We start from the raw sequence: 19,737 nt of genomic DNA on the forward strand, positions 1-19,737 counted from the left end.
CCGGCCGATGACTCCTCCCCCACGGGGCGGCGAACGCCGCCCCGTCGTCGTTTCCGCTATCGCATTCAATCCCCCTGGGAGTCCCCATGCCCTGGTTGCAACTCAAGGCCCACATCGCACCGGAACACGCTGAAGTACTCGAGGAATTGTTGCTGGACGAAGGCGCCACTGCCATCACCTTGCAGGATGCCCAGGACGACCCTCTCTTCGAGCCCGAGCGCGGCACCACGCCGCTCTGGAACGAGACGGTGCTCACCGGCCTCTACGACGATCTCGAAGGCCTCTCGGCCATGCTCGAACGCCTGGCAGCCGCCTGGGCCGAGGCCATGCCCGGCGAACCCTTGCCCGAGATCGAGCACGAACTGCTCGCCGACCGCGACTGGGAGCGGGAATGGATGAGCGACTTTGAACCCCTGCGCATGGGGCAGCGACTGTGGATCGTGCCGAGCTGGCATAAGGCGCCGGACCCTCAGGCGGTCAACCTGCTGCTGGATCCGGGTCTGGCCTTCGGCACCGGCACTCACCCCACCACCGCCTTGTGTCTCGCCTGGCTGGACGGCCTGGCGGTGGACGGCGAACTAGACGATCTCGGCGTGCTCGACGTAGGCTGCGGCTCCGGCATCCTGGCCATCGCCGCCCTGCGGCTCGGCGCCCGCCACGCCACGGGAACCGATATCGATCCCCAGGCACTCACCGCCAGCCGCGACAATGCCGAACGCAACGGCATCGCCGAGACGGCACTGCGCCTCGAATATCCCGAATCGCTCGAGGCCGAGGCACGTTTCCCGCTGGTGGTGGCCAACATCCTGGCCGGCCCCCTGGTGGAGCTCGCCGACGAGATCGCCGAACGCGTCGCGCCCGGTGGCCGGCTGGCCCTATCCGGTATCCTGGAAACCCAGGCCGACGAGGTCCTCGCCGCCTATGCCGCACGCGGCCTGACGATGGATGAACCGGAGACACGCGAAGGTTGGGTACGGCTTACCGGCCGACGTTCGACTTGAGTGGCCTTCACCATGGATAGCGGGGGGCGTATGATGTGTCCCCCTTTCTCAGCAGCCGATCGCAAGCATGTCCGATTCCAGCCCATTGCCACGCATTGGTCGCCATACCTTGTCCAGCCGGGTCATCATGGCACCCATGGCCGGCGTGACCGACCGCCCCTTCAGGGCGCTCGGTCGTCGCCTGGGCGCGGGCCTGGTGGTCGGCGAGATGGTCACCTCGGACCCCAACCTGTGGCATACCCGGAAGTCACGGCTGCGCATGGATCACCGCGGAGAACCCGGCCCTCGGGCCGTGCAGATCGCCGGCGGTGACGCCGCCATGCTCGCCGAGGCCGCCCGCCTCAACGCCGAGATGGGCGCCGAGATCATCGACATCAACATGGGCTGCCCAGCCAAGAAGGTCTGCAACAAGGCAGCCGGCTCGGCCCTGCTGCGCGACGAGGCCCTGGTCGCCGAAATCCTCGATGGCGTGGTCGCCGCTGTGGACATCCCGGTGACACTGAAGATTCGCACCGGCTGGTGTGCCGAAAGCAACAATGGCGTACGCGTGGCCCGCCTGGCCGAGTCGGCGGGCATCCAGGCGCTCGCCGTGCACGGCCGCCATCGCCAGCAGCGCTACGGTGGCGAAGCAGAGTACGATACCATCGCCGCCATCAAGGCAGCCGTGGGTATCCCGGTATTCGCCAACGGCGATATCGACTCTCCCGAGAAAGCTCGCCGAGTCCTCGACTATACTGGGGCGGATGCGGTGATGATCGGTCGCGGCGCCCAGGGCAATCCCTGGATCTTCCGCGAGATCGATCACTACCTGCGCCATGGCCGACGCATGGCGCCTCCCGACGACACCGAACGTGTCGCGGTGCTGCGCGACCACCTGTCGGCCCTGCATGACTTTTATGGTGAGCACATGGGCGTGCGCATCGCACGCAAGCACATCGGCTGGTACCTCGCCAGCGATGCCCGCTTCGACGATGCCCTGCGCAAGTGCCTGCGTGCCACTTTCAACGGCCTGGACAACGCCAACGCCCAGAGCCGCTTCATCGACGAACTGTTTCGTCATGCTCCCCCCGACACGATGCCAGAGGTCGTCCGGGGCATGACATCGGATGGAACCTGTGCCGCATGACCAGCAGCCAAGCCTTTACCCAGTCTTCCGCGCTGCCCGAGATTGAACCCCGGGCCTCTCGTGACGCCGCCGATGATGGTGCTTCCGCGCCCGGCGACGACATGCTCCTGCGTGATGCCGTGGACGCCGCCATGCGCCGCTACTTCGCCCACCTGGATGGCTGCGAGGTGACCGACCTGCACGCCATGGTGATGGCCGAGGTGGAAGCCCCCCTACTCGCCTCGGTGCTGGATCACGCCCAGGGCAACCAGACCCGAGCCGCCGAGATGCTGGGGCTCAATCGGGGCACCCTGCGCAAGAAGCTCAAGCACTATGGATTGATCTGAACACGAGGGCGCCACGGCGCCCTCACTCCTCTCCCTGTCACGCTCCCATGCCCGCAATAGAGTGATCTTCATGGCCCAATCCTCTTCCTCCGTCGCCCCGGTACGCCGCGCCCTGATCAGCGTCTCCGACAAGACCGGCATCGTCGATTTCGCACGCGGACTGCGTGATCGAAACGTCGAATTGCTCTCCACGGGCGGTACCTATCGCCTACTGCGCGAAAACGGCGTTCCCGTCACCGAAGTCTCCGAACACACCGGTTTCCCGGAGATCATGGACGGTCGCGTCAAGACGCTACATCCCAAGATCCACGGTGGCATTCTCGGCCGACGCGGCCAGGACGACGCCGTCATGGCCGAACACGCTATCGCGGCAATCGACATGGTAGTGGTCAATCTCTACCCGTTCGCCGCCACCGTGGCACGCCCGGACTGCACCCTCGAGGACGCCATCGAGAACATCGACATCGGTGGGCCGACCATGGTGCGGGCCTGCGCCAAGAACCATGCCCACACCACCATCGTGGTCAACGCCGACGATTACACCCGGGTGCTCCATGAACTGGACCAGGGCGGTATCAGCCAGGCGAGCCGTTTCGACCTGGCGGTGAAGGCCTTCGAGCACACCGCCGGCTACGACGCGGCCATCGCCAACTACCTGGGCGCTCGCGCTGAGGGCGGCGAGGAAGGCTTCCCGCGCACCTACAACCTGCAGTTCCACAAAAAGCAGTCCATGCGCTACGGGGAAAACCCGCACCAGGCCGCTGCCTTCTATGTGGACCCCGCCAGCCACGAACCCGGCGTGGCCACGGCACGCACCCTGCAGGGCAAGCCACTGTCCTTCAACAATGTCGCCGATACCGATGCCGCCTTCGAATGCGTCAAGGGTTTCGACGAGACCGCCTGCGTGATCGTCAAGCACGCCAACCCCTGTGGCGTGGCCGTCGGCGAGAGCGCACTTTCCGCCTATGACAAGGCATTCGCTACCGACCCGACCAGCGCCTTCGGCGGCATCATCGCCTTCAACGTTCCCCTCGACGCCGAGACGGCCCGGGCGATCATCGACCGCCAGTTCGTCGAGGTGATCATCGCCCCCGGCGTTGACGACGCCGCCCGCGAGATCGTCGCCGAGAAGAAGAACGTGCGCTTGCTCGACGTCGCCGAGCACTGGCCGGGCGAGCGCGAGCAGAGTCACGACCTCAAGCGCGTCACCGGCGGCCTGCTGGTCCAGGACCGCGACCTGGGCATGGTCGAGCGCAACGACCTTCGCGTGGTCTCGGATCGAGTGCCGAGCGAGCAGGAAATGCGCGACCTGGCCTTCGCCTGGAAGGTCGGCAAGTTCGTCAAGTCCAACGCCATCGTCTATGCCAAGGGCGGCCAGACCATCGGCGTCGGTGCCGGCCAGATGAGTCGCGTCTACTCGGCCAAGATCGCCGGCATCAAGGCCGCCGACGAAGGTCTTTCCGTGCCCGGCTCGGTCATGGCCAGCGACGCCTTCTTCCCCTTCCGCGACGGCATCGACGCGGCAGCCGCCGCCGGCATCACCGCCGTCATCCAGCCCGGCGGCTCCATGCGCGACCAGGAAGTGATCGACGCCGCCAACGAGGCGGGGATTGCCATGGTGTTTACTGGGATGCGGCACTTCAGGCACTGACGCCTGCAGCCAGACACGAGTGGCGAGATACGAGCCGCGAGCAAACAGAAGCTCGAAGCTCGAAGCTCGAAGCTCGAAGCTCGAAGCTCGAAGCTCGAAGCTCGAAAGCAGCGTAACGAGCCTCTATTCGAAAAAATAAACCCTCCCCGCCATGGCGGGGAGGGTTTTCTTCCAGGCGCGTAGCGCCGTTCTTCAAGCGTCCTGCTTAGTCCCCGAGATCGATACACAGGTACTTGGTCTCGAGGAATTCCTCGATGCCCTGGTGGCCGCCTTCGCGGCCGAGCCCCGAGGCCTTGACGCCACCGAAGGGGGCAGCGGCATTGGAAATCAGCCCGGTATTGATGCCGACCATGCCGTATTCCAGCGCATCGGCCACGCGCCAGACGCGTCCCAGGTCGCGGGAGTAGAAGTAGGAAGCCAGGCCATATTCGGTGTCGTTGGCCATGCGCACGGCGTCCTCTTCGTCCTCGAAGGGGAAGACGGCGGCCAGCGGGCCGAAGGTCTCCTCGCCGGCCACCTTCATGCCATCGTTGGCTTCGGTGATCAGCGTCGGGGTGAAGAAGTTGCCGCCCAGCGGATGCGGATGGCCACCCAGCAGCAATTCGGCGCCGTGCTCGACGGCGTCCTGAACGTGTTCGGAGACCTTCTCCACGGCCTTCTCGTCGATCAACGGGCCGATGTTGACGCCAGCCTTCGTGCCGTCGCCGACCTTGAGCTCGCTGTTCATGGCCACCGCCAGCTTTTCGCAGAAGGCATTGACCACGCTCGACTGCACCAGGAAACGGTTGGTGCACACGCAGGTCTGGCCGGCATTGCGGAACTTGGCCGCCATGGCGCCTTCCACGGCAGCATCCAGATCGGCGTCCTCGAAGACGATGAAGGGCGCATTGCCGCCCAGCTCCAGCGAGATCTTCTGCACGTGGCGCGAGGCCTGAGCCATCAACTCACGCCCCACTTCGGTGGATCCGGTGAAGGTGATCTTGCGTACGATCGGCGATTCGGTCAGGGCGGCGGCGATCTGCGAGGCGCGACCGGGAACCACATTGAACACACCGCGCGGAATGCCGGCACGTTCGGCGAGCATGGCCAGGGCGGTGGCCGAGAACGGCGTCTGGCTGGCCGGCTTGACCACGAAGGTACAGCCCGCTGCCAGGGCCGCACCAGCCTTGCGGGTGATCATCGCGGCCGGGAAGTTCCAGGGCGTGATGGCCCCCACCACACCCACCGGCTGCTTGGTGACCACGATACGCTGGTTGCTGGAAGTGGCCGGCACCGTTTCGCCGTTGATGCGGCGCGCCTGTTCCGCAAACCAGCGCAGGAAGCTTGCCGCATAGGCGATCTCGCCCGCGGCTTCCTTCAGGGGTTTGCCCTGCTCATGGGTCATGATGGTGGCCAGGTCCTGCTGATGCTCGAGCATCAGGTCATGCCACTTCATCAGCGCATCGGCGCGCTCCAGGGCAGTCAAGGATCTCCAGGCAGGTAGAGCGGCATCGGCGGCGGCGATGGCCCGCTCGGTTTCCGCCCGTCCCAGGCGCGGCACACTGCCAACGATATCGCCCGTGGCCGGGTTGGTCACCTCGATCTGTTCACCGCTGTCGGCAGCGACCCAGCTCCCATCGATATAGGCGAAAGGGCAATACAGCTGGGTTTCCTTCAGGTTCTCCTTCAGGGCTTCCATGGTCGACTCCTGGCTCAAGCGCTTGGTGAGGATTGATCTCCATGCTAAGCGTATGGAGGCCGAACGCCAACCGCCTGGCGTCACCATGACGCTGCCGGATTCAGTTGCTTCGCCTCGGCTCCCGGGAATCCGACAGGGTAATCGACACCGAGTCGGCGAAACGCAGGGCATGGGGCTTGTCGATTTCCACCTGGGCGGTGAGGACCTGTTCGAAACTCATGATCAGGTCGAGCACTTCCCGGGTCATGCGCTCCAGCAACTGGAAGCGATTGTCCTCCACATGAGCGATGACCTGCTTGGTGATGGTGCGGTAATTCAGCGCCTGCTCGATGTGGTTGAACGCCAGCGCCTTGTCGGCGCGATAGCGAATCACCGCATTGATCACCACATCCTGGCGATTGCGGATCTCGTCGTCCTTGATGCCGATGTAGGTCCGCAACCGCAGGTTCTTGATGCGAATCGTGGCCAGGTCGTGATCGAGGTGCTGATCACCCAGGGCGAGCATTGCCATTGTTGTCTCCTACCTACCTTGGACCAGCGTCAGGAATTCCTGCCGCGTACTTTGCGACTCCCGGAAGGCGCCCAGCATCACCGAGGATGTCATGCTCGAATTCTGCTTCTCGACGCCACGCATCATCATGCACAGGTGACGCGCCTCGATCACTACCGCCACGCCGCGCGCGCTGGTGACCTGCTGGACCGCCTCGGCAATCTGGCGAGTCAGGTTCTCCTGGATCTGCATGCGCCGCGCGTACATGTCGACGATGCGCGCGAACTTGGAAAGACCCAGCACCTTGCCGCTCGGCATGTAAGCGATATGGCACTTGCCGGTGAACGGCAGCAGGTGATGCTCGCAGATTGAGTACAGCTCGATGTCCTTGATCAGCACCATCTCATCGGTGTCCGACTCGAAGACGGCACCATTGACGATCTCCTCCAAGGACTGGAAATAACCACGATTCAGGAATTGCATGGCCTTGGCGGCACGCTTGGGCGTATCGCGCAGGCCTTCCCGGTCAGGATCCTCCCCGATCTCTTGGATGATCTGGCGGTAATGGTCGGCGAGTTGTTCGGTCATTCTCAGGCCCCATGCAGAATCGTTATGGCGATGCATCAGCGCGGCCATCACGCCTCTGCCATCGAATTGTTACCCCGTGTTCATCTTCCCCGGGTCGAAAGGACACGATTCTAGCGCATGCCATGCGCCAACGCAGTCCCGACCCAGCTCTCGGCAACATGGATGAATCTTGCCGTACTTCACGCTTGCCCGGATACCGCGCGATCCAGCACCCGTCGTTGCTGCTCGAGCTGACGGATGTGGTCGTCCCAGTAACCGGCATCGGCCAGCCAGGGAAAGGCCACGGGGAAGGCGGGATCCTCCCAGCGCGCCACCAGCCAGGCACTGTGGCGTATCAGTCGAAAGGCGCGCAGCGGCTCGATCAGGGCCAGCTCGCCCCGGTCGAAGTCTCGGTGCTGCTCGTAGCCCTCGATCACCTCGGAGAGCTGCATCTGCCATTCGCCTTCTTCCTGCCCGGTCAAAAGCATCCAGATATCCTGCACCGCCGGGGCCATCAGACAATCGTCGAAGTCCACCAGGCCGAAGGCCTCGTCGCGCCCCAGCATATTGCCGAGATGGCAATCGCCATGCACGCGGATACTGCGTTCGGGCGCCCAGCCACGATCCACCAGCGCCGAGCGCAGGCTATCGGTCACCCGGGTATAAGCACGCCGTTGACGCTGATCGAGCCAGGGGCTGGAGAGTACGCCATCGCACGCCTCGGCCAGCATGTCGTCCAGGTTCAAGGTGCGGCGATGAGCGAAGCGGCCGCTCTCCCCCACGGCGTGCATCGCACCGATGACCTCACCCAGGGCGAACAGATGGGCCGGGTTTTCCAGCTCGGGCGCCTGCCCGGGCAATTGCGGATAGAGCGCGAAACGGAATCCCTCGGCACGATGCAGACTGACGCCCTGCTCGTCGCGCCAGGGGGCGGCAACCGCGACATCCGCCGCTGCCAGCTCGGCCAGGAAATCATGCTCCTCCTGGATCTGGGCATCGCTCCAGCGCCCCGGCCGATAGAATTTCACCACCCAGCGCCGGCGCTCGTCGTCATGCACCAGATAGACCCGGTTCTCGTAGCTGTTCAGGGCGAAAGGCTCGCCGGGCAGCCAGAACCCCAGGGACTCCACCGCCGCCACCACCCGGGCAGGCTCGAGACGGGCAAAGGGATGGATCGAGGTTTCCATTCGGCGCTCCTGATTCAATCGACTCATCAGGCATGCTAACAGCCTGTCGGACTTAGAGCGCTAGGCGTGTCGCCGGAAAAGTCCACCTCCATCCATGGGGTCTTGAAGGAAACTCTCGATCAATGGCGTTCAATAGCGCAAGGGTCGACACGCTTGCCTTGCAGCGAACGCTCGGGCGGGTTCAAGGCAATGGCGTGCGCGCCACGGCCCAGGCCTCGACCCGCTCCGCCCCGGCTTGACGACAGGCACGGGCCAGGGCATCGAGGGTCGCGCCGGTGGTCATCACATCATCGAGCAATGCGACCTCGGACGGCAGTGCCGTCTCCACTCGGAAGGCGGCACGCAGATTGCCGCGTCGTCGCTTGCGGTCCAGCCCCCGCTGGCTCGGGGTATCGCGCCGACGCTGCGCCACCACCAGCGGAATGTCCAGGCGTGCCGACAAGCGTTCGGCAAGCCAACGCGCCTGGTCGAAGCCACGTTGCCGGGCGCGCCGAGGGTGCAGCGGTACCGCCAGCAGCGCCTGGGGACGCGGCTTATCCCTCAGCGCTTCCTCCAGCAGCGCCAGCATCAAGCTGCCGGCGCGCGGTGAGGCATGGAACTTGAAGCCTTGCATCAATCCCCTCAACTCGCCCTCGTAACGCAGCGGCACGCGAGCCGTATCGAAGGCCGGTGCACGTTGCAGACAACGTCCACAACGTCGCGCCCGCGACCCAGCAGGCTGCGGCTCGGCACATGCCGGACAGGCCGGCAGATTCCACGGCAACGCCAGGTGGCAGGCCCGACACCAGGGAGCCGTCGACTCGCAGGCGGCGAGACAGAAGGCGCAGCGACCAGGCAGCAGCCGCCGCAGCCAGTCGTCAACCTTAAAATCATGAACGGTTGACATAAACCGGCGACGCCTTACCCTATCGGTCAACCGTGACCAATCCGAAAAGTTGACCAAAAGCGAGCCCTCCCATGCCAGCCCAACACCACGACGCCCATGCGGTTGACTTGAACCTAGACGCCTCGCACGAACCGCGCCACGACTGGCGCCTGGAAGAGATCGAGGCGCTGTTCTCGCTGCCCTTCAACGATCTGCTGTTCCGCGCCCAGCAGGTTCATCGGGCACACTTCGATCCCAATGCCGTGCAGGTCTCGACGCTGTTGTCGATCAAGACCGGTGCCTGCCCGGAGGACTGCAAGTACTGCCCCCAATCCGGCCACTACAACACCGGGCTCGGCAAGGAAAAGCTGCTCGAGATCGAGAAGGTAGTGGAGCAGGCCCGTGCCGCCAAACAGGCCGGTGCCAGCCGCTTCTGCATGGGTGCTGCCTGGCGCAGCCCTCGGGAACGCGACCTGGACGTGGTGCTGGAGATGGTCGGCCGGGTCAAGGAGCTGGGCCTGGAAACCTGCATGACCCTGGGCATGGTCGACACCCATCAGGCGAGCCGATTGGCCGAGGCGGGCCTGGACTACTACAACCACAATCTGGACACCTCGCCGGAATACTACGGCGAGATCATCACCACCCGCTCCTACGCCGACCGCCTGGACACTCTGTCCAACGTTCGCGATGCCGGCATGAAAATCTGTTCGGGCGGCATTCTCGGCATGGGCGAGGCGACTCGGGATCGCGCTGGCCTGCTGCAGCAACTGGCACGCCTGAATCCGCATCCGGAGTCGGTGCCCATCAATATGCTGGTCAAGGTACCGGGCACGCCGATGGAAAACGTCGAGGACCTGGACCCGCTCGAGTTCATCCGCGCCATCGCCGTGGCTCGCATCCTCATGCCGGCCAGCCACGTCCGCCTGTCCGCCGGACGCGAGCAGATGGACGAATCGACCCAGGCCATGGCGTTTCTCGCCGGCGCCAATTCCATCTTCTACGGCGACACCCTGCTGACGACGGGCAATCCCCAGGTCGAACGTGACCGGGCGCTGTTCGACAAGCTCGGTTTGCATCCCGAGCACGTCGAAAAGAGCGCGTGCGACACCCGCAGCGACGATGAACAGGCCGAAACCGCACTGGCCCATGCCATCCAGCGCCAGCGCGACGACGCCCTCTTCTACGACGCCGCCCAAGCCTAAACCATGATGCCACGCGCGGACCTCTGGTCGAAGCGACTGGCTAGCGCCGCCACGCAACGCCGTGCGGAAGGCGGCTGGCGCCAACGCCTCACCCTGGACGACGCCGCCCCTCTCATCGACTTCGCCGGCAACGATTATCTCGGCCTGGCCGGCGACCCGCGCCTGGCCGAGGCTCAGGCCGAGGGGGCGAAACGCTTCGGTGCCGGCGCCAGGGCCTCGCATTTGGTCACCGGGCATCACGCGGTCCACGAACGACTCGAACAACGTCTTGCCGAGTTGACCGGGCGCCCCCGCGCCCTGCTGTTCTCCACCGGCTACATGGCCAACCTCGGCGTATTGCAGGCGCTGTGCGACCGCCACACCCGGGTGTTCCAGGATCGTCTCAATCACGCCTCGCTGCTCGATGGTGCCCGCCTGGCCGAGGCACCCTCGCGGCGCTTCCACCATCGCGATCTCGCGGATCTCGAGCGCTTGCTGGAGCGCACACCCCAGGATGCGCCGGCGCTGGTCGTCAGCGATGGCGTCTTCAGCATGGATGGCGACACGGCCGACATCGCCGGCATCGCCGGCACCTGCCAACGACAAGGCGCCTGGTTGATGATCGATGACGCCCATGGTCTCGGCGTGCTCGGCGAACATGGCGACGGTTGCGTGGGACGCGCCCACGATCAACGCCAGGTGCCGATACTGGTCGGCACACTCGGCAAGGCACTGGGCAGCGCCGGGGCCTTCGTGGCGGGCGATGCCGCCCTGATCGACCATCTGATCCAGTTCGCCCGTCCCTACATCTACACCACGGCCCACCCCCCCGGCGTGGCAGCGGCCACCCTGACTGCCCTGGACATCCTCGAGCAGGAGCCCGAACGTCGCGACCGTCTCCATCGGCATATCGCCGAGTTCCGGCGCGAAGCCGCGAGGCTCGGCCTGCCGCTGACCGACTCCACCACGCCCATCCAGCCCATCGTGCTGGGCGACAGCGCGCGCGTCATGCGCTGGGCCGAGCGCCTGGCCCGGGCCGGGTTACGCGTTGGTGCCATCCGCCCGCCCACCGTGCCGCGCGGCCAGGCACGACTGCGGATCACCCTGAGCGCCGCCCACGACGCAATGGCTCTCGACGCCTTGCTCGGCGCTCTGAATGCCTGTCGACGCGAGGACGCCTCATGACGCAGTTGATATTGCTCAGCGGTTGGGGCTGCGACGCCCGAATCTGGCGCCCTCTCGCCCCCTATTGGCCTGATGATCTCGAGGTCAAGGCACCGGACTGGCCCGGCTATGCCGGTCGCTTGCCGCTCGCCGACCCCACGTCGCTGAACGAGCTGGCCAACGCCCTGGCCGACGACCTGCCGGCCGACGCCGTCTGGGTCGGCTGGTCGCTCGGCGGGCTGCTGGCTGGCGCTCTGCTCGAGCATCTTCCGACTCCGCGCGCCTTGGTACTGCTTGGCATCGGCGAGCGCTTCGTCCACCCGCAGGGGGTGAGCGACACGGCCCTGGCCGATTTCCGTCGCGCTCTCGAGCGCTCCCCCACCGCCGCACGGGAACACTTCCTGCGCTGGCAACTCGGGGGGGAGCCCGACCCACGCAACGCGCACCAAACCCTGCGCCAGTTGCTCGACACAACCCTGCCGGCATCCACGGCCACCCTGGAAGCCGGCCTCGAGCATCTGGCATGCCTGAACAATCATTCGCGCCTGAGTGCCGCACCGTGCCCGGTGTATCGCCTCGCGGGCGCCCGCGACCCCTTGCTCGCTCCAGAGGTTCTCGCCCAAGCCGACCAGCGTCTCGACGACGCAGGACACTGTCCGATGCTCAGCCAACCGCAACACCTGGCGACACGGCTGGCGAGCATCGCCGCGCAACACCCGTCCGAGGCCGGGCGACCGGAGCTGACATCATGAACACGGCCTTGATCACCACCGAGCCGACCGACCATGCCGATGCCGCCGACTGGCGCGCCCGCGTCGCCCATGCCTTTTCCCGCGCCGCTCCGCATTATGCGCAGCGCGCGACCGCCCAGCATGCCATGGGCGAACGCCTGATGGCGCACCTGCCCGCCAGGGCCGACAGCATCCTGGACCTGGGCTGCGGTCCCGGCGAACTGACCGCTCGCCTGGCCCGGCATTATCCCAGCCATCGCTGGATCGAGGGCCTCGACCTGGCCCCGGGCATGCTCGACGAGGCGCGTCGACGCCACCCGGAACCGATCCGCTGGGTCTGCGGCGATGCTGGCATGCTCCCTCATTCCGCCGAAGCCTTCGATCTGGTCATCTCCAATTTGGCGATCCAGTGGTGCCGGGACCTGGACCGCGTACTCGGCGAGATTCGACGGGTGCTGAGGCCGGGAGGACGCGCCCTGCTCAATACCCTGGGCCCCGGCACCCTGCGCGAAGTGAGCCAGGCCTGGTCGCATCCCGAGCGTTCCGCCGCTTTGCTCGATTTCCACGACGCTCCCCGGTATCGACGGAGCGCGCGGCGTGCCGGCTTTCGGCGCGTCGCCATGGAGCAACGCGAGGAACGCTTCCACTATCCCGACCTGGATGCCGTGATGGCCTCCATCAAAGGGGTCGGTGCCCAGGTGGCTCGGCCAGGGAAGCGACTGACCCGAGCCGATCTGGCACGGGCCAGGCATCGATACGAGACGCTACGCGAATCACCTGGCCTCCCTGTCACCTATCACCTTGTCACCCTGATCCTGGAGCGCTGACATGCCCGCCTATTTCGTTACCGGCACCGACACCGATGCCGGCAAGACCCTGGTAGCCAGTGGCCTGCTGGCCCTGGCACGACGTCGCGGCCACACCACCCTCGGGCTCAAGCCGGTGGCCTCGGGCTGTGACGCCACGCCTCAAGGACTGCGCAACATCGATGCCCTGACGCTCGGCGAGCAGAGCACGCCCGAGGTGCCATACGACGTCCTCAATCCCTACGCCTATGCACCGGCTATCGCCCCGCATCTGGCCGCACGGCGTGCCGGTGATGTCCCCACGTTGGACGACCTGGTCGCGGCCACTGCCGACCCACTAGCCTGGCAGCGTGACCTGACCCTGGTGGAAGGCGCCGGCGGCTGGCGGGTGCCACTCAACGATGACGAGGATCTCGCCGGCCTGGCCAAGCGGCTCGAGCTTCCGGTGATTCTGGTGGTGGGGCTCAAGCTCGGTTGTCTCAACCACGCCATACTCAGTGCCGAGGCGATTCGCGCCGATGGCCTGCAGCTGGCCGGCTGGATAGGCAATCTGGTCGAACCGGGCCTGTCCTTCGACGAAGCCGGCGATGCGGCCCTGTATCACGACAACCTCGATACCCTGACACGCCGTTTGTCGGCACCGAACCTCGGCATCCTGCCGCACCTGGCCGGCGAGAGTCCCGCCGCTCGTGCCGAGGCCGCCGCCGATTACCTGCGTCTTCCCGGGAGCGATTGACTTGTGGGAGCCCGTCCGTAAAATATGGACGCCTGCCTGACCCGTGCGGATGTGGTGGAATTGGTAGACACGCCAGATTTAGGTTCTGGTGCCTTCGGGCGTGGGAGTTCAAGTCTCCCCATCCGCACCATTCTCAATACCCCAGCGTCACCTGACGCTTCCCTAACCCCTTGCCCCTCGTGGTTTTTCGCTCCACGCTTTAACCTGACATCACCATGAATATGGGCCACAGCCCGCGTTATGGTGTATGCCTGCGTGTATGCCAGAGTTCGAGGCATACAAGAAGAGAACGGGGAGACAGGGGATGAAGCGTTCACAGATCAAGCGCCGGCCGCTGGCCGATACCGTGCTCGCATCACTCGAGCCTGAAGACAAGGACTACCGCGAGCTTGATGGCCAGGGCCTCTACTTCCGGGTCAAGCGTAACGGCGCGAAGTCCTGGGAGCTGAGGTATAGGCGACCGAATGGTCGATGGTCATGGAAGGGGCTGGGCGGGTTCCCGGGGAAAAGCGGCAAGGCGGCGCGGCGCGAGGCCGAAGACCTCCGCCGGCTGGCCGCTGACGGCATCGACCTGGCTGCCGTCGATCGGGAAGCCAAGCCGCGCCACCTGTTCGCTGAGATCGCCGAAGACTGGTACCAGCGGAAGCTGGACGCCGGCCGATCACTAGGCACCACTCGCCAGATGCGGTTGTATCTCGACCGTGACATTCTCCCCGCCCTGGGCCGTAAACCGCTCGACGAGATCACGCGACAGGACTGCACCGAGTTGCAGCGGGCGTTCGAGGACCGAGGGGCCCACAATATCGCCGAGAAGGTGCGTAGCTGGGTCGGCCAGATCTTCTCCCTGGCCATTGCCGAAGGGAAGTGCGAGATGAACCCGGCGAGCGAGCTGCGTCATGTGGCCGCCACTCCACCCAAGACCACGCACTACCCTCACCTCCTCGAGGCAGAACTGCCCGGATTCCTGCAGGCCCTCAACCGTTCGCGCAGCCGCCCGATCACCGTCGCCGCGGTATGGATGGTGCTGCGTACCGCATCGAGGCCCGGGATGGTTCGATATGCAGAGTGGAGCGAGATTGACCTGGAGGCCGAGACCTGGACGATCCCGGCCGAGAAGATGAAGACGCGGCGCGACCATGTGGTCGCCCTGCCGAAGCAGACCGTAGCTTCGCTGCGTGACGTCTTCCAGCAGACCGGGCGCCGGCGACTGGTGTTCCCCGGCCAGGGCCCCAAGCATCCGGTGCTGGGCAACAGCACGCTGAACCAGGCCATCGGCCGAGTGGGCTACAAGGGCAAGCTCACCGGGCACGGATCGCGTCATACGGCTAGTACTCTACTCCGCGAACACGGCTGGCCGAAGGATCACGTCGAGGTTCAACTGGCCCACAAGGAGCCCGGCGTGGCCGGCGTCTACAACCAGGCGTCCTATCTCAAACATCGGCGCCGGATGATGCAGTGGTACAGCGACTATCTCGACGCCCTATGCCGCGGCATCACCGACGAGGAGAAGGCCACATTCAAGAAGCGGGTCGAGGAAGACGACCAGGGGGACGGGTAGCATACCCCGATGATGGCCTAACATGTGGATTCATCCAGTGTCGTCACGGCAATTTCCGCGCCGTTGACGGCTCTATGCAGGGCCCGCCAAGCACCCGCGTCAACACCAAATAGCATAGAATGGCGTCCGGTTTGCCCCATGCATGCCCCATTAACAGCGGAACTTTATGGATAGTGGATAGGGAGGAAACACCATGAAGATACTGGTGACAGGCGCCGCAGGCTCTGGCACGTCGACGTTGGGAGAGTTATTGGCGAGCTACCTTGGAGCTTCGTTCCAAGAGGCCGACGACATTTACTGGCTGCCTACCACCCCACCCTTTCAGGAAAAGCGCTCCAGCGATGAGCGTCGAGTAATGATGGCCAAGACCCTCAGCGAGTCTGAAAGAGTCGTGGTTGCTGGATCAGTAATGTCATGGGGTGAAGCGATTGAGGATGCTTTTGACATGATCGTATTCCTCACAGCTCCTGCTCAGACACGACTTGAGCGAATCAGGCACAGGGACATCCAACGGTTTGGGGTTGTGGATCCGGCATTCCTCGAATGGGCGGCTCAATATGATGATGGGGAGATGTCAGGAAGGAGCCTGGCTCGACACAAGGCTTGGCTTGCAGAGCGGTCATGCCATGTCCTATCGATCGAATCCACAAAGGATCCAGACACACTTGCGCAGCAAGTTTGTGACGCAATGAGGTAGCCCAATGGTAGAGCCGCACCTGGCTCGAATCCCCTTCCCGATCAGAACCCTACCTGACCCGCTGTCTCACGATTCGCCGACTGTCTCACGCCCTCGCCGCCAGGTGGTGAGCATTGTGGTGCGCGCCTGATCGCCGCAACCAGGTTGCCGTCCAGGTCTTTGCCTGATAATACTGTATATATGAACAGCATCATCAGGAGACCAAAGCCATGGCCAAGAAACCCTCCTCATACGAACTCCTCGGCCAGCGCATCCAGATCGAGATCGCTGCAGCAAGCCGCCGCGAGAAGCGCCAGGTGCACCTGAAACCCGAGAACGGCGATAGCCCCGACGACTGGGATCGGCTAATCGACGAGATCAGCGAGAACGAGAACGTCGACGTGACCAGAACCGACGAGGGCTGGCTGGTCAGTTGGGTGCCGGTCGAGGCGTGACGTGGCCACGCGGTACCAGATCACCCAATGGCGCAAGCGACTCGAGCGTAAAGGCTGGATCGGGCTCAAGCGTGCGCCTGCACCACGCGGCGAGCTCATTGAGTACCACGTCATCAGGCGGGGGTGGCTGTACAGCGGACGCTGCCAATTGAGCGACTACAGCCCGAGCGATTGGGCCATCGAGGGCTCGCTCGTCTGCATGCTCGAGCGCCGATACGGCATCGTCGATGGGGTCTGGCGCCGGGCATCGCCCGATGCCGGACCGAAAGGCGGGATCGTGAGGAGGATCCATTAAAGGCGGCCATCCATGGCCTGGAGCTGCCCTAAATCGCGGTGACGCGACTGCCTTCCCTGGCGGCGACGCTCGTCCATAAGCGCCGCATGCTGTGGGCGTCACGGCCTCAAGGATAAGCTCTACATGAACGGGCTGCTGTGCGACATCCTCAACGGAGCGTGTAGGAAATCGCCGTCACTCCCCCGGAACTACAGGCTGCACACCATACCGCTGGCCTCGATGTCCTCGACTCTCGACGGACCAATACCACTCACCCGGGTCAGCCCACCGACGTTCTCATAGGGGCGGGAATTGATGACATCCTCAGCCCTGGCCGGCCCAACATGTGGCAGCTCATCCAACCGGCTGACAGTTGCCTCGTTGATGTTGATGCACCGAGGGCCGGAGTCCGTACTGGTCGTTTCATCCAGATCAACAATGCCGACATCGCCAACACCGATATAGACAGGGGCATGGTCCGAGACAACGTCGCGGGCCTGCTCATGCGTGAGATTTAGTAGCTCAGGGAACCGCACGATGCCGCTGCCGGTAAAGTCGAGAGCATCCCGGTCGAACCACAGATTGTCGTAGAGATTCGCATACTCGCCGTCAGTCGAGCTGAGCGTCGTCGCGCCTGACGTGATTGCCGGGGACGCACCCAGGTCACGCAGCAACTGCCACGCCTCATGATCCGGCTCGAGGTTGAAATCACCGGCAATGATGCGATCTGAGTCAGGATAGACCTCCCTCATCCAGTCCCAGATTTCGGCGAGCTGCCGGATTTCCAGCGTGCGATCGGCACGGCTATCCCCGTAAAGAATGTGCACGACCGCTATTGCTATGGTGTCGCCCGTATCGACATCGCGGAACTCAGCAAGATACGGCTCGCGAGCGAACTCGTCGCCGGGGTCCATATAGACGACGGCGCCCTGGGTGTACTCCACTTCGCTGTCGCGCCAGATGTAGCTGTAGCTCTCCTGGTACGAGGAGCGACCCACTTCGTGAGATGTCATTGACGACCAGCTCTCTCCCGTCTGGGCCTCAAGCTCGCTCTCAAGCTGCGATACGGCAGCCTCGTCCATAACCTCCGTCAGAGCCCAGAGATCTCCGCCTTTCGCTATATGAGCGACATCATCTAGTCTCTTGCCATTGTCCCACCCCAAATGCTCGAGGTTCCATGTTCCGATCGTCATGTTCGCCGCGGCTGTCGCCGGCAGGCCCAGTGCGATGGCGAGCGCTACGGTAAATCCCTTTGCCATTGCTTCCTCATGGGTGGTTGGTGGCGCATCCATATTAGCGGTAATTCAAGTAAGTATCGAGGGCAAGGCGCAGTGCTATGCTGAACAGAGTACCCATGCAGTGATGAGCGCTGGAGGATTTATGGCATACGATTTTCGAAGCCCACATTATTGTCTTAACCATGCTGAAAGACACATACAATCATTTTCGGAAGAAATGAAAAAATTTGTTGATTCATCGCCTTTCAAACGGGTTATGGAGTTTGATCCTAACGGCCCGAGAGACATACACAAAATAATACTTGAAAAAGAAATGCCGGAAGCTCTATCCGGAATATCCGCCGACATTGTGCTAAACCTACGAGCATCCCTTGACCAGTCCATGCATGCAATTGGAATGTCTTTTTCTGGTAAAGGATTAAACTTTCCAATAAGAAGCGGAGAAAATGATTTCTTAGGATTAAAGGACAGAATAGTAAAGCGGGCATCAGAAGAGATTTTTAACACAATATACAGCCTCAACCCATACCAAGGTGGAGACAACCTTTTATGGGAGATGAATAGCTTATGCAATTCACAAAAACATGAAATAATAACTCCAATAGCAACATATGCTAGAATGGAATCAGCTTATATAAAAAATATAGAATCATCCCACAACTTCAGCTTCCCTCCAAAATGGGATCCAGAAAATCAACAAATGATTTTAGCAATTGTAGACCATCGCACGGAGGCTAGCATTAGCGGAAAAATAATATACCAAATTGTAATAGCTAAAGAAGGAAACCTCTCAGGGTTGCCCGCTCTCGATGTATTTAAAAAAATGCATGAACGTACACAAAAAATAGTGGACGCACTAGAACAAGAGAGCACTTCTCTCGGCATAATATCTTCTTGATAACAATAGATGCCTTCTCATTTAGAGTCAGGGTATATGCTCGCCAACATCCCCCCCCCTACACCTGGTGTAGCACCTAGCCCATCAACAAGAGCGCAGGCGCTGAAATTTCCAAATGGCGCCAACGCCTGGAGCGCAAAGGCGGGATCGGCCCACGCCGGTCACTGCCACCCACGGACGAGTGGATCGAGTTTCACGTCATATGGCGTGGCTGGCTCTACAGTGGCCAGTCCCGGCTGTCGGGCTACGATCACGGCCGACTACTGGCGAGAGGGTAACAAGACCTATCTGCTCTACCGGCAGGAGGGCATCACCGACGGGGTGTGGCGGCGGTGCCAACCGGGTAGAGCGGGAGTGGCTAAAAGGCAGTGGAAGAGCTAGCCTTTAGCTATGCCTTTCGCAATCTTCATGCATGGTTGTGAATGGGCTGGATAGGTGCTACCAAGGAGTGCTCTAATGATAAAAACACCGAAAGAACCTAAAGACCCAAAAACCATAAGCATTACAATAAAATGCCTGCACTGTGGAGAAAAATTTCCATCACCCATGTTCATGACGACCCGAGGGGTCTTTAGTACTGCCACACTGACAGGAAACAAGGCGCAATGCCATTATTGCAATAAAATGACGAATTGCAATAAAGAGAATTTTGTCGCCAGATTCGAAGATGGTGGCTTTATAGGAAACGATGCATTATAAAAAAATAGACATGCAGGATGGTGACCAAACGGCGTCATGATGTTTCTAACGCCATCACAAATCACAGCCCGCTCAACGCGGGCTTAAGCGAAACATATACAAGTACTTCTTATGATATAGTGAACCTCCCTCCACGCTCGATTCTATCCCGAGGCAGACCGTGGTCGTGCTGCTCAACTACCATAAGCCTATTGCGGCGCCCAGCCGCGGGCTGCGTTGAGCAGCAGGGGTTGGTCCGCCGCTTCAGCAGAAAATAATCGACAACCTTCCTGTCGAATGGTAGGGTTTCCTATACTTACAGACTGTCACAACAAATAACAAAACAATCAATCCTAAATAAAAAAACATTTAACTATACGCAGAGGAATGCAATGACTTTTAACGACTATGACGATATAGTCAGTGCGGCTATATCAGGCAACGAACA

At 62.6% G+C, this 19,737-nt stretch carries 20 protein-coding genes and 1 tRNA gene; 15 read left to right on the top strand and 6 right to left on the bottom strand.

The window, feature by feature from the left end; translation table 11 throughout:
• Window positions 1-86: 86 nt before the first annotated feature.
• The 4 genes from prmA (at window position 87) to purH (ending at window position 4,104) form a co-directional block, all read left to right on the top strand.
• Entirely contained in the window at window positions 87-1,001 is a 915-nt protein-coding gene (gene prmA / locus FZZ93_RS00915; protein ID WP_149320452.1) for a 50S ribosomal protein L11 methyltransferase, read from the top strand.
• 67 nt (window positions 1,002-1,068) lie between these two features.
• Entirely contained in the window at window positions 1,069-2,127 is a 1,059-nt protein-coding gene (gene dusB, locus FZZ93_RS00920) for a tRNA dihydrouridine synthase DusB (RefSeq protein WP_149320453.1), read from the top strand.
• On the top strand, window positions 2,124-2,453 hold the full coding sequence (gene fis, locus FZZ93_RS00925; RefSeq protein WP_149320454.1) for a DNA-binding transcriptional regulator Fis: 330 nt from the start codon (window positions 2,124-2,126) through the stop codon (window positions 2,451-2,453). Before dusB ends, fis begins: the two co-directional genes overlap by 4 nt.
• Window positions 2,454-2,523: 70 nt before the next feature.
• A complete protein-coding gene (purH, locus tag FZZ93_RS00930) occupies window positions 2,524-4,104 on the top strand; it encodes a bifunctional phosphoribosylaminoimidazolecarboxamide formyltransferase/IMP cyclohydrolase (RefSeq protein WP_149320455.1) in 1,581 nt (526 codons plus the stop codon).
• Between the two features lie 205 nt (window positions 4,105-4,309).
• Here the strand turns inward: purH and FZZ93_RS00935 are convergent, their stop codons facing one another.
• From FZZ93_RS00935 to FZZ93_RS00955, 5 genes are all read right to left on the bottom strand, one after another.
• Window positions 4,310-5,782, bottom strand: coding sequence for an NAD-dependent succinate-semialdehyde dehydrogenase (locus FZZ93_RS00935; RefSeq protein WP_149320456.1), 1,473 nt, complete (start codon window positions 5,780-5,782; stop codon window positions 4,310-4,312).
• A 100-nt stretch (window positions 5,783-5,882) separates the two neighbouring features.
• The gene (gene folX / locus FZZ93_RS00940; protein ID WP_149320457.1) at window positions 5,883-6,293 is read right to left on the bottom strand and encodes a dihydroneopterin triphosphate 2'-epimerase; all 411 of its coding nucleotides are present in this window, start codon (window positions 6,291-6,293) and stop codon (window positions 5,883-5,885) included.
• A 9-nt stretch (window positions 6,294-6,302) separates the two neighbouring features.
• On the bottom strand, window positions 6,303-6,860 hold the full coding sequence (gene folE, locus FZZ93_RS00945) for a GTP cyclohydrolase I FolE (RefSeq protein ID WP_149320458.1): 558 nt from the start codon (window positions 6,858-6,860) through the stop codon (window positions 6,303-6,305).
• Between the two features lie 179 nt (window positions 6,861-7,039).
• Window positions 7,040-8,026 carry a serine/threonine protein kinase gene (locus FZZ93_RS00950; protein WP_149320459.1) on the bottom strand — a complete coding sequence of 329 codons (987 nt, stop codon included), beginning with the start codon at window positions 8,024-8,026 and terminating at the stop codon, window positions 7,040-7,042.
• Between the two features lie 181 nt (window positions 8,027-8,207).
• Window positions 8,208-8,912, bottom strand: a complete 705-nt coding sequence (locus FZZ93_RS00955) for a ComF family protein (RefSeq protein WP_187774422.1) — start codon at window positions 8,910-8,912, stop codon at window positions 8,208-8,210.
• Window positions 8,913-8,983: 71 nt separating this feature from the next.
• Here FZZ93_RS00955 and bioB point away from each other — a divergent pair, with 71 nt between their 5' ends.
• From bioB to FZZ93_RS01005, 10 genes are all read left to right on the top strand, one after another.
• Window positions 8,984-10,096, top strand: a complete 1,113-nt coding sequence (gene bioB / locus FZZ93_RS00960) for a biotin synthase BioB (protein WP_149320460.1) — start codon at window positions 8,984-8,986, stop codon at window positions 10,094-10,096.
• 3 nt (window positions 10,097-10,099) lie between these two features.
• Entirely contained in the window at window positions 10,100-11,260 is a 1,161-nt protein-coding gene (gene bioF / locus FZZ93_RS00965; RefSeq protein WP_149320461.1) for an 8-amino-7-oxononanoate synthase, read from the top strand.
• On the top strand, window positions 11,257-11,991 hold the full coding sequence (locus tag FZZ93_RS00970; RefSeq protein ID WP_149320462.1) for an alpha/beta fold hydrolase: 735 nt from the start codon (window positions 11,257-11,259) through the stop codon (window positions 11,989-11,991). Before bioF ends, FZZ93_RS00970 begins: the two co-directional genes overlap by 4 nt.
• Window positions 11,988-12,797, top strand: a complete 810-nt coding sequence (locus FZZ93_RS00975; RefSeq protein ID WP_149320463.1) for a methyltransferase domain-containing protein — start codon at window positions 11,988-11,990, stop codon at window positions 12,795-12,797. The genes FZZ93_RS00970 and FZZ93_RS00975 overlap by 4 nt, the downstream gene beginning before the upstream one ends.
• A gap of 1 nt (window position 12,798) precedes the next feature.
• Window positions 12,799-13,512, top strand: a complete 714-nt coding sequence (gene bioD, locus FZZ93_RS00980) for a dethiobiotin synthase (protein ID WP_149320464.1) — start codon at window positions 12,799-12,801, stop codon at window positions 13,510-13,512.
• A 45-nt stretch (window positions 13,513-13,557) separates the two neighbouring features.
• Window positions 13,558-13,642 (top strand) — tRNA-Leu (locus FZZ93_RS00985).
• 174 nt (window positions 13,643-13,816) lie between these two features.
• Entirely contained in the window at window positions 13,817-15,070 is a 1,254-nt protein-coding gene (locus tag FZZ93_RS00990; RefSeq protein ID WP_149320465.1) for a tyrosine-type recombinase/integrase, read from the top strand.
• A gap of 193 nt (window positions 15,071-15,263) precedes the next feature.
• Window positions 15,264-15,767, top strand: a complete 504-nt coding sequence (locus FZZ93_RS00995) for an AAA family ATPase (RefSeq protein ID WP_149320466.1) — start codon at window positions 15,264-15,266, stop codon at window positions 15,765-15,767.
• A 209-nt stretch (window positions 15,768-15,976) separates the two neighbouring features.
• Entirely contained in the window at window positions 15,977-16,201 is a 225-nt protein-coding gene (locus FZZ93_RS01000) for a DUF1654 domain-containing protein (RefSeq protein WP_149320467.1), read from the top strand.
• 1 nt (window position 16,202) lies between these two features.
• The gene (locus tag FZZ93_RS01005) at window positions 16,203-16,496 is read left to right on the top strand and encodes a hypothetical protein (RefSeq protein WP_149320468.1); all 294 of its coding nucleotides are present in this window, start codon (window positions 16,203-16,205) and stop codon (window positions 16,494-16,496) included.
• 188 nt (window positions 16,497-16,684) lie between these two features.
• Here the strand turns inward: FZZ93_RS01005 and FZZ93_RS01010 are convergent, their stop codons facing one another.
• Window positions 16,685-17,734 carry a helix-hairpin-helix domain-containing protein gene (locus FZZ93_RS01010; RefSeq protein ID WP_246146053.1) on the bottom strand — a complete coding sequence of 350 codons (1,050 nt, stop codon included), beginning with the start codon at window positions 17,732-17,734 and terminating at the stop codon, window positions 16,685-16,687.
• A 121-nt stretch (window positions 17,735-17,855) separates the two neighbouring features.
• On the opposite strand from FZZ93_RS01010, the gene FZZ93_RS01015 reads away from it, so the two are divergent.
• Window positions 17,856-18,611 (top strand): hypothetical protein, encoded by a 756-nt coding sequence (locus tag FZZ93_RS01015; protein ID WP_149320469.1) that lies wholly within the window; start codon window positions 17,856-17,858, stop codon window positions 18,609-18,611.
• The last annotated feature ends 1,126 nt before the right edge of the window (window positions 18,612-19,737 follow it).

Source organism: Halomonas eurihalina (assembly GCF_008274785.1).
In the GTDB taxonomy this organism is placed as follows: Bacteria; Pseudomonadota; Gammaproteobacteria; order Pseudomonadales; family Halomonadaceae; genus Halomonas; species Halomonas eurihalina.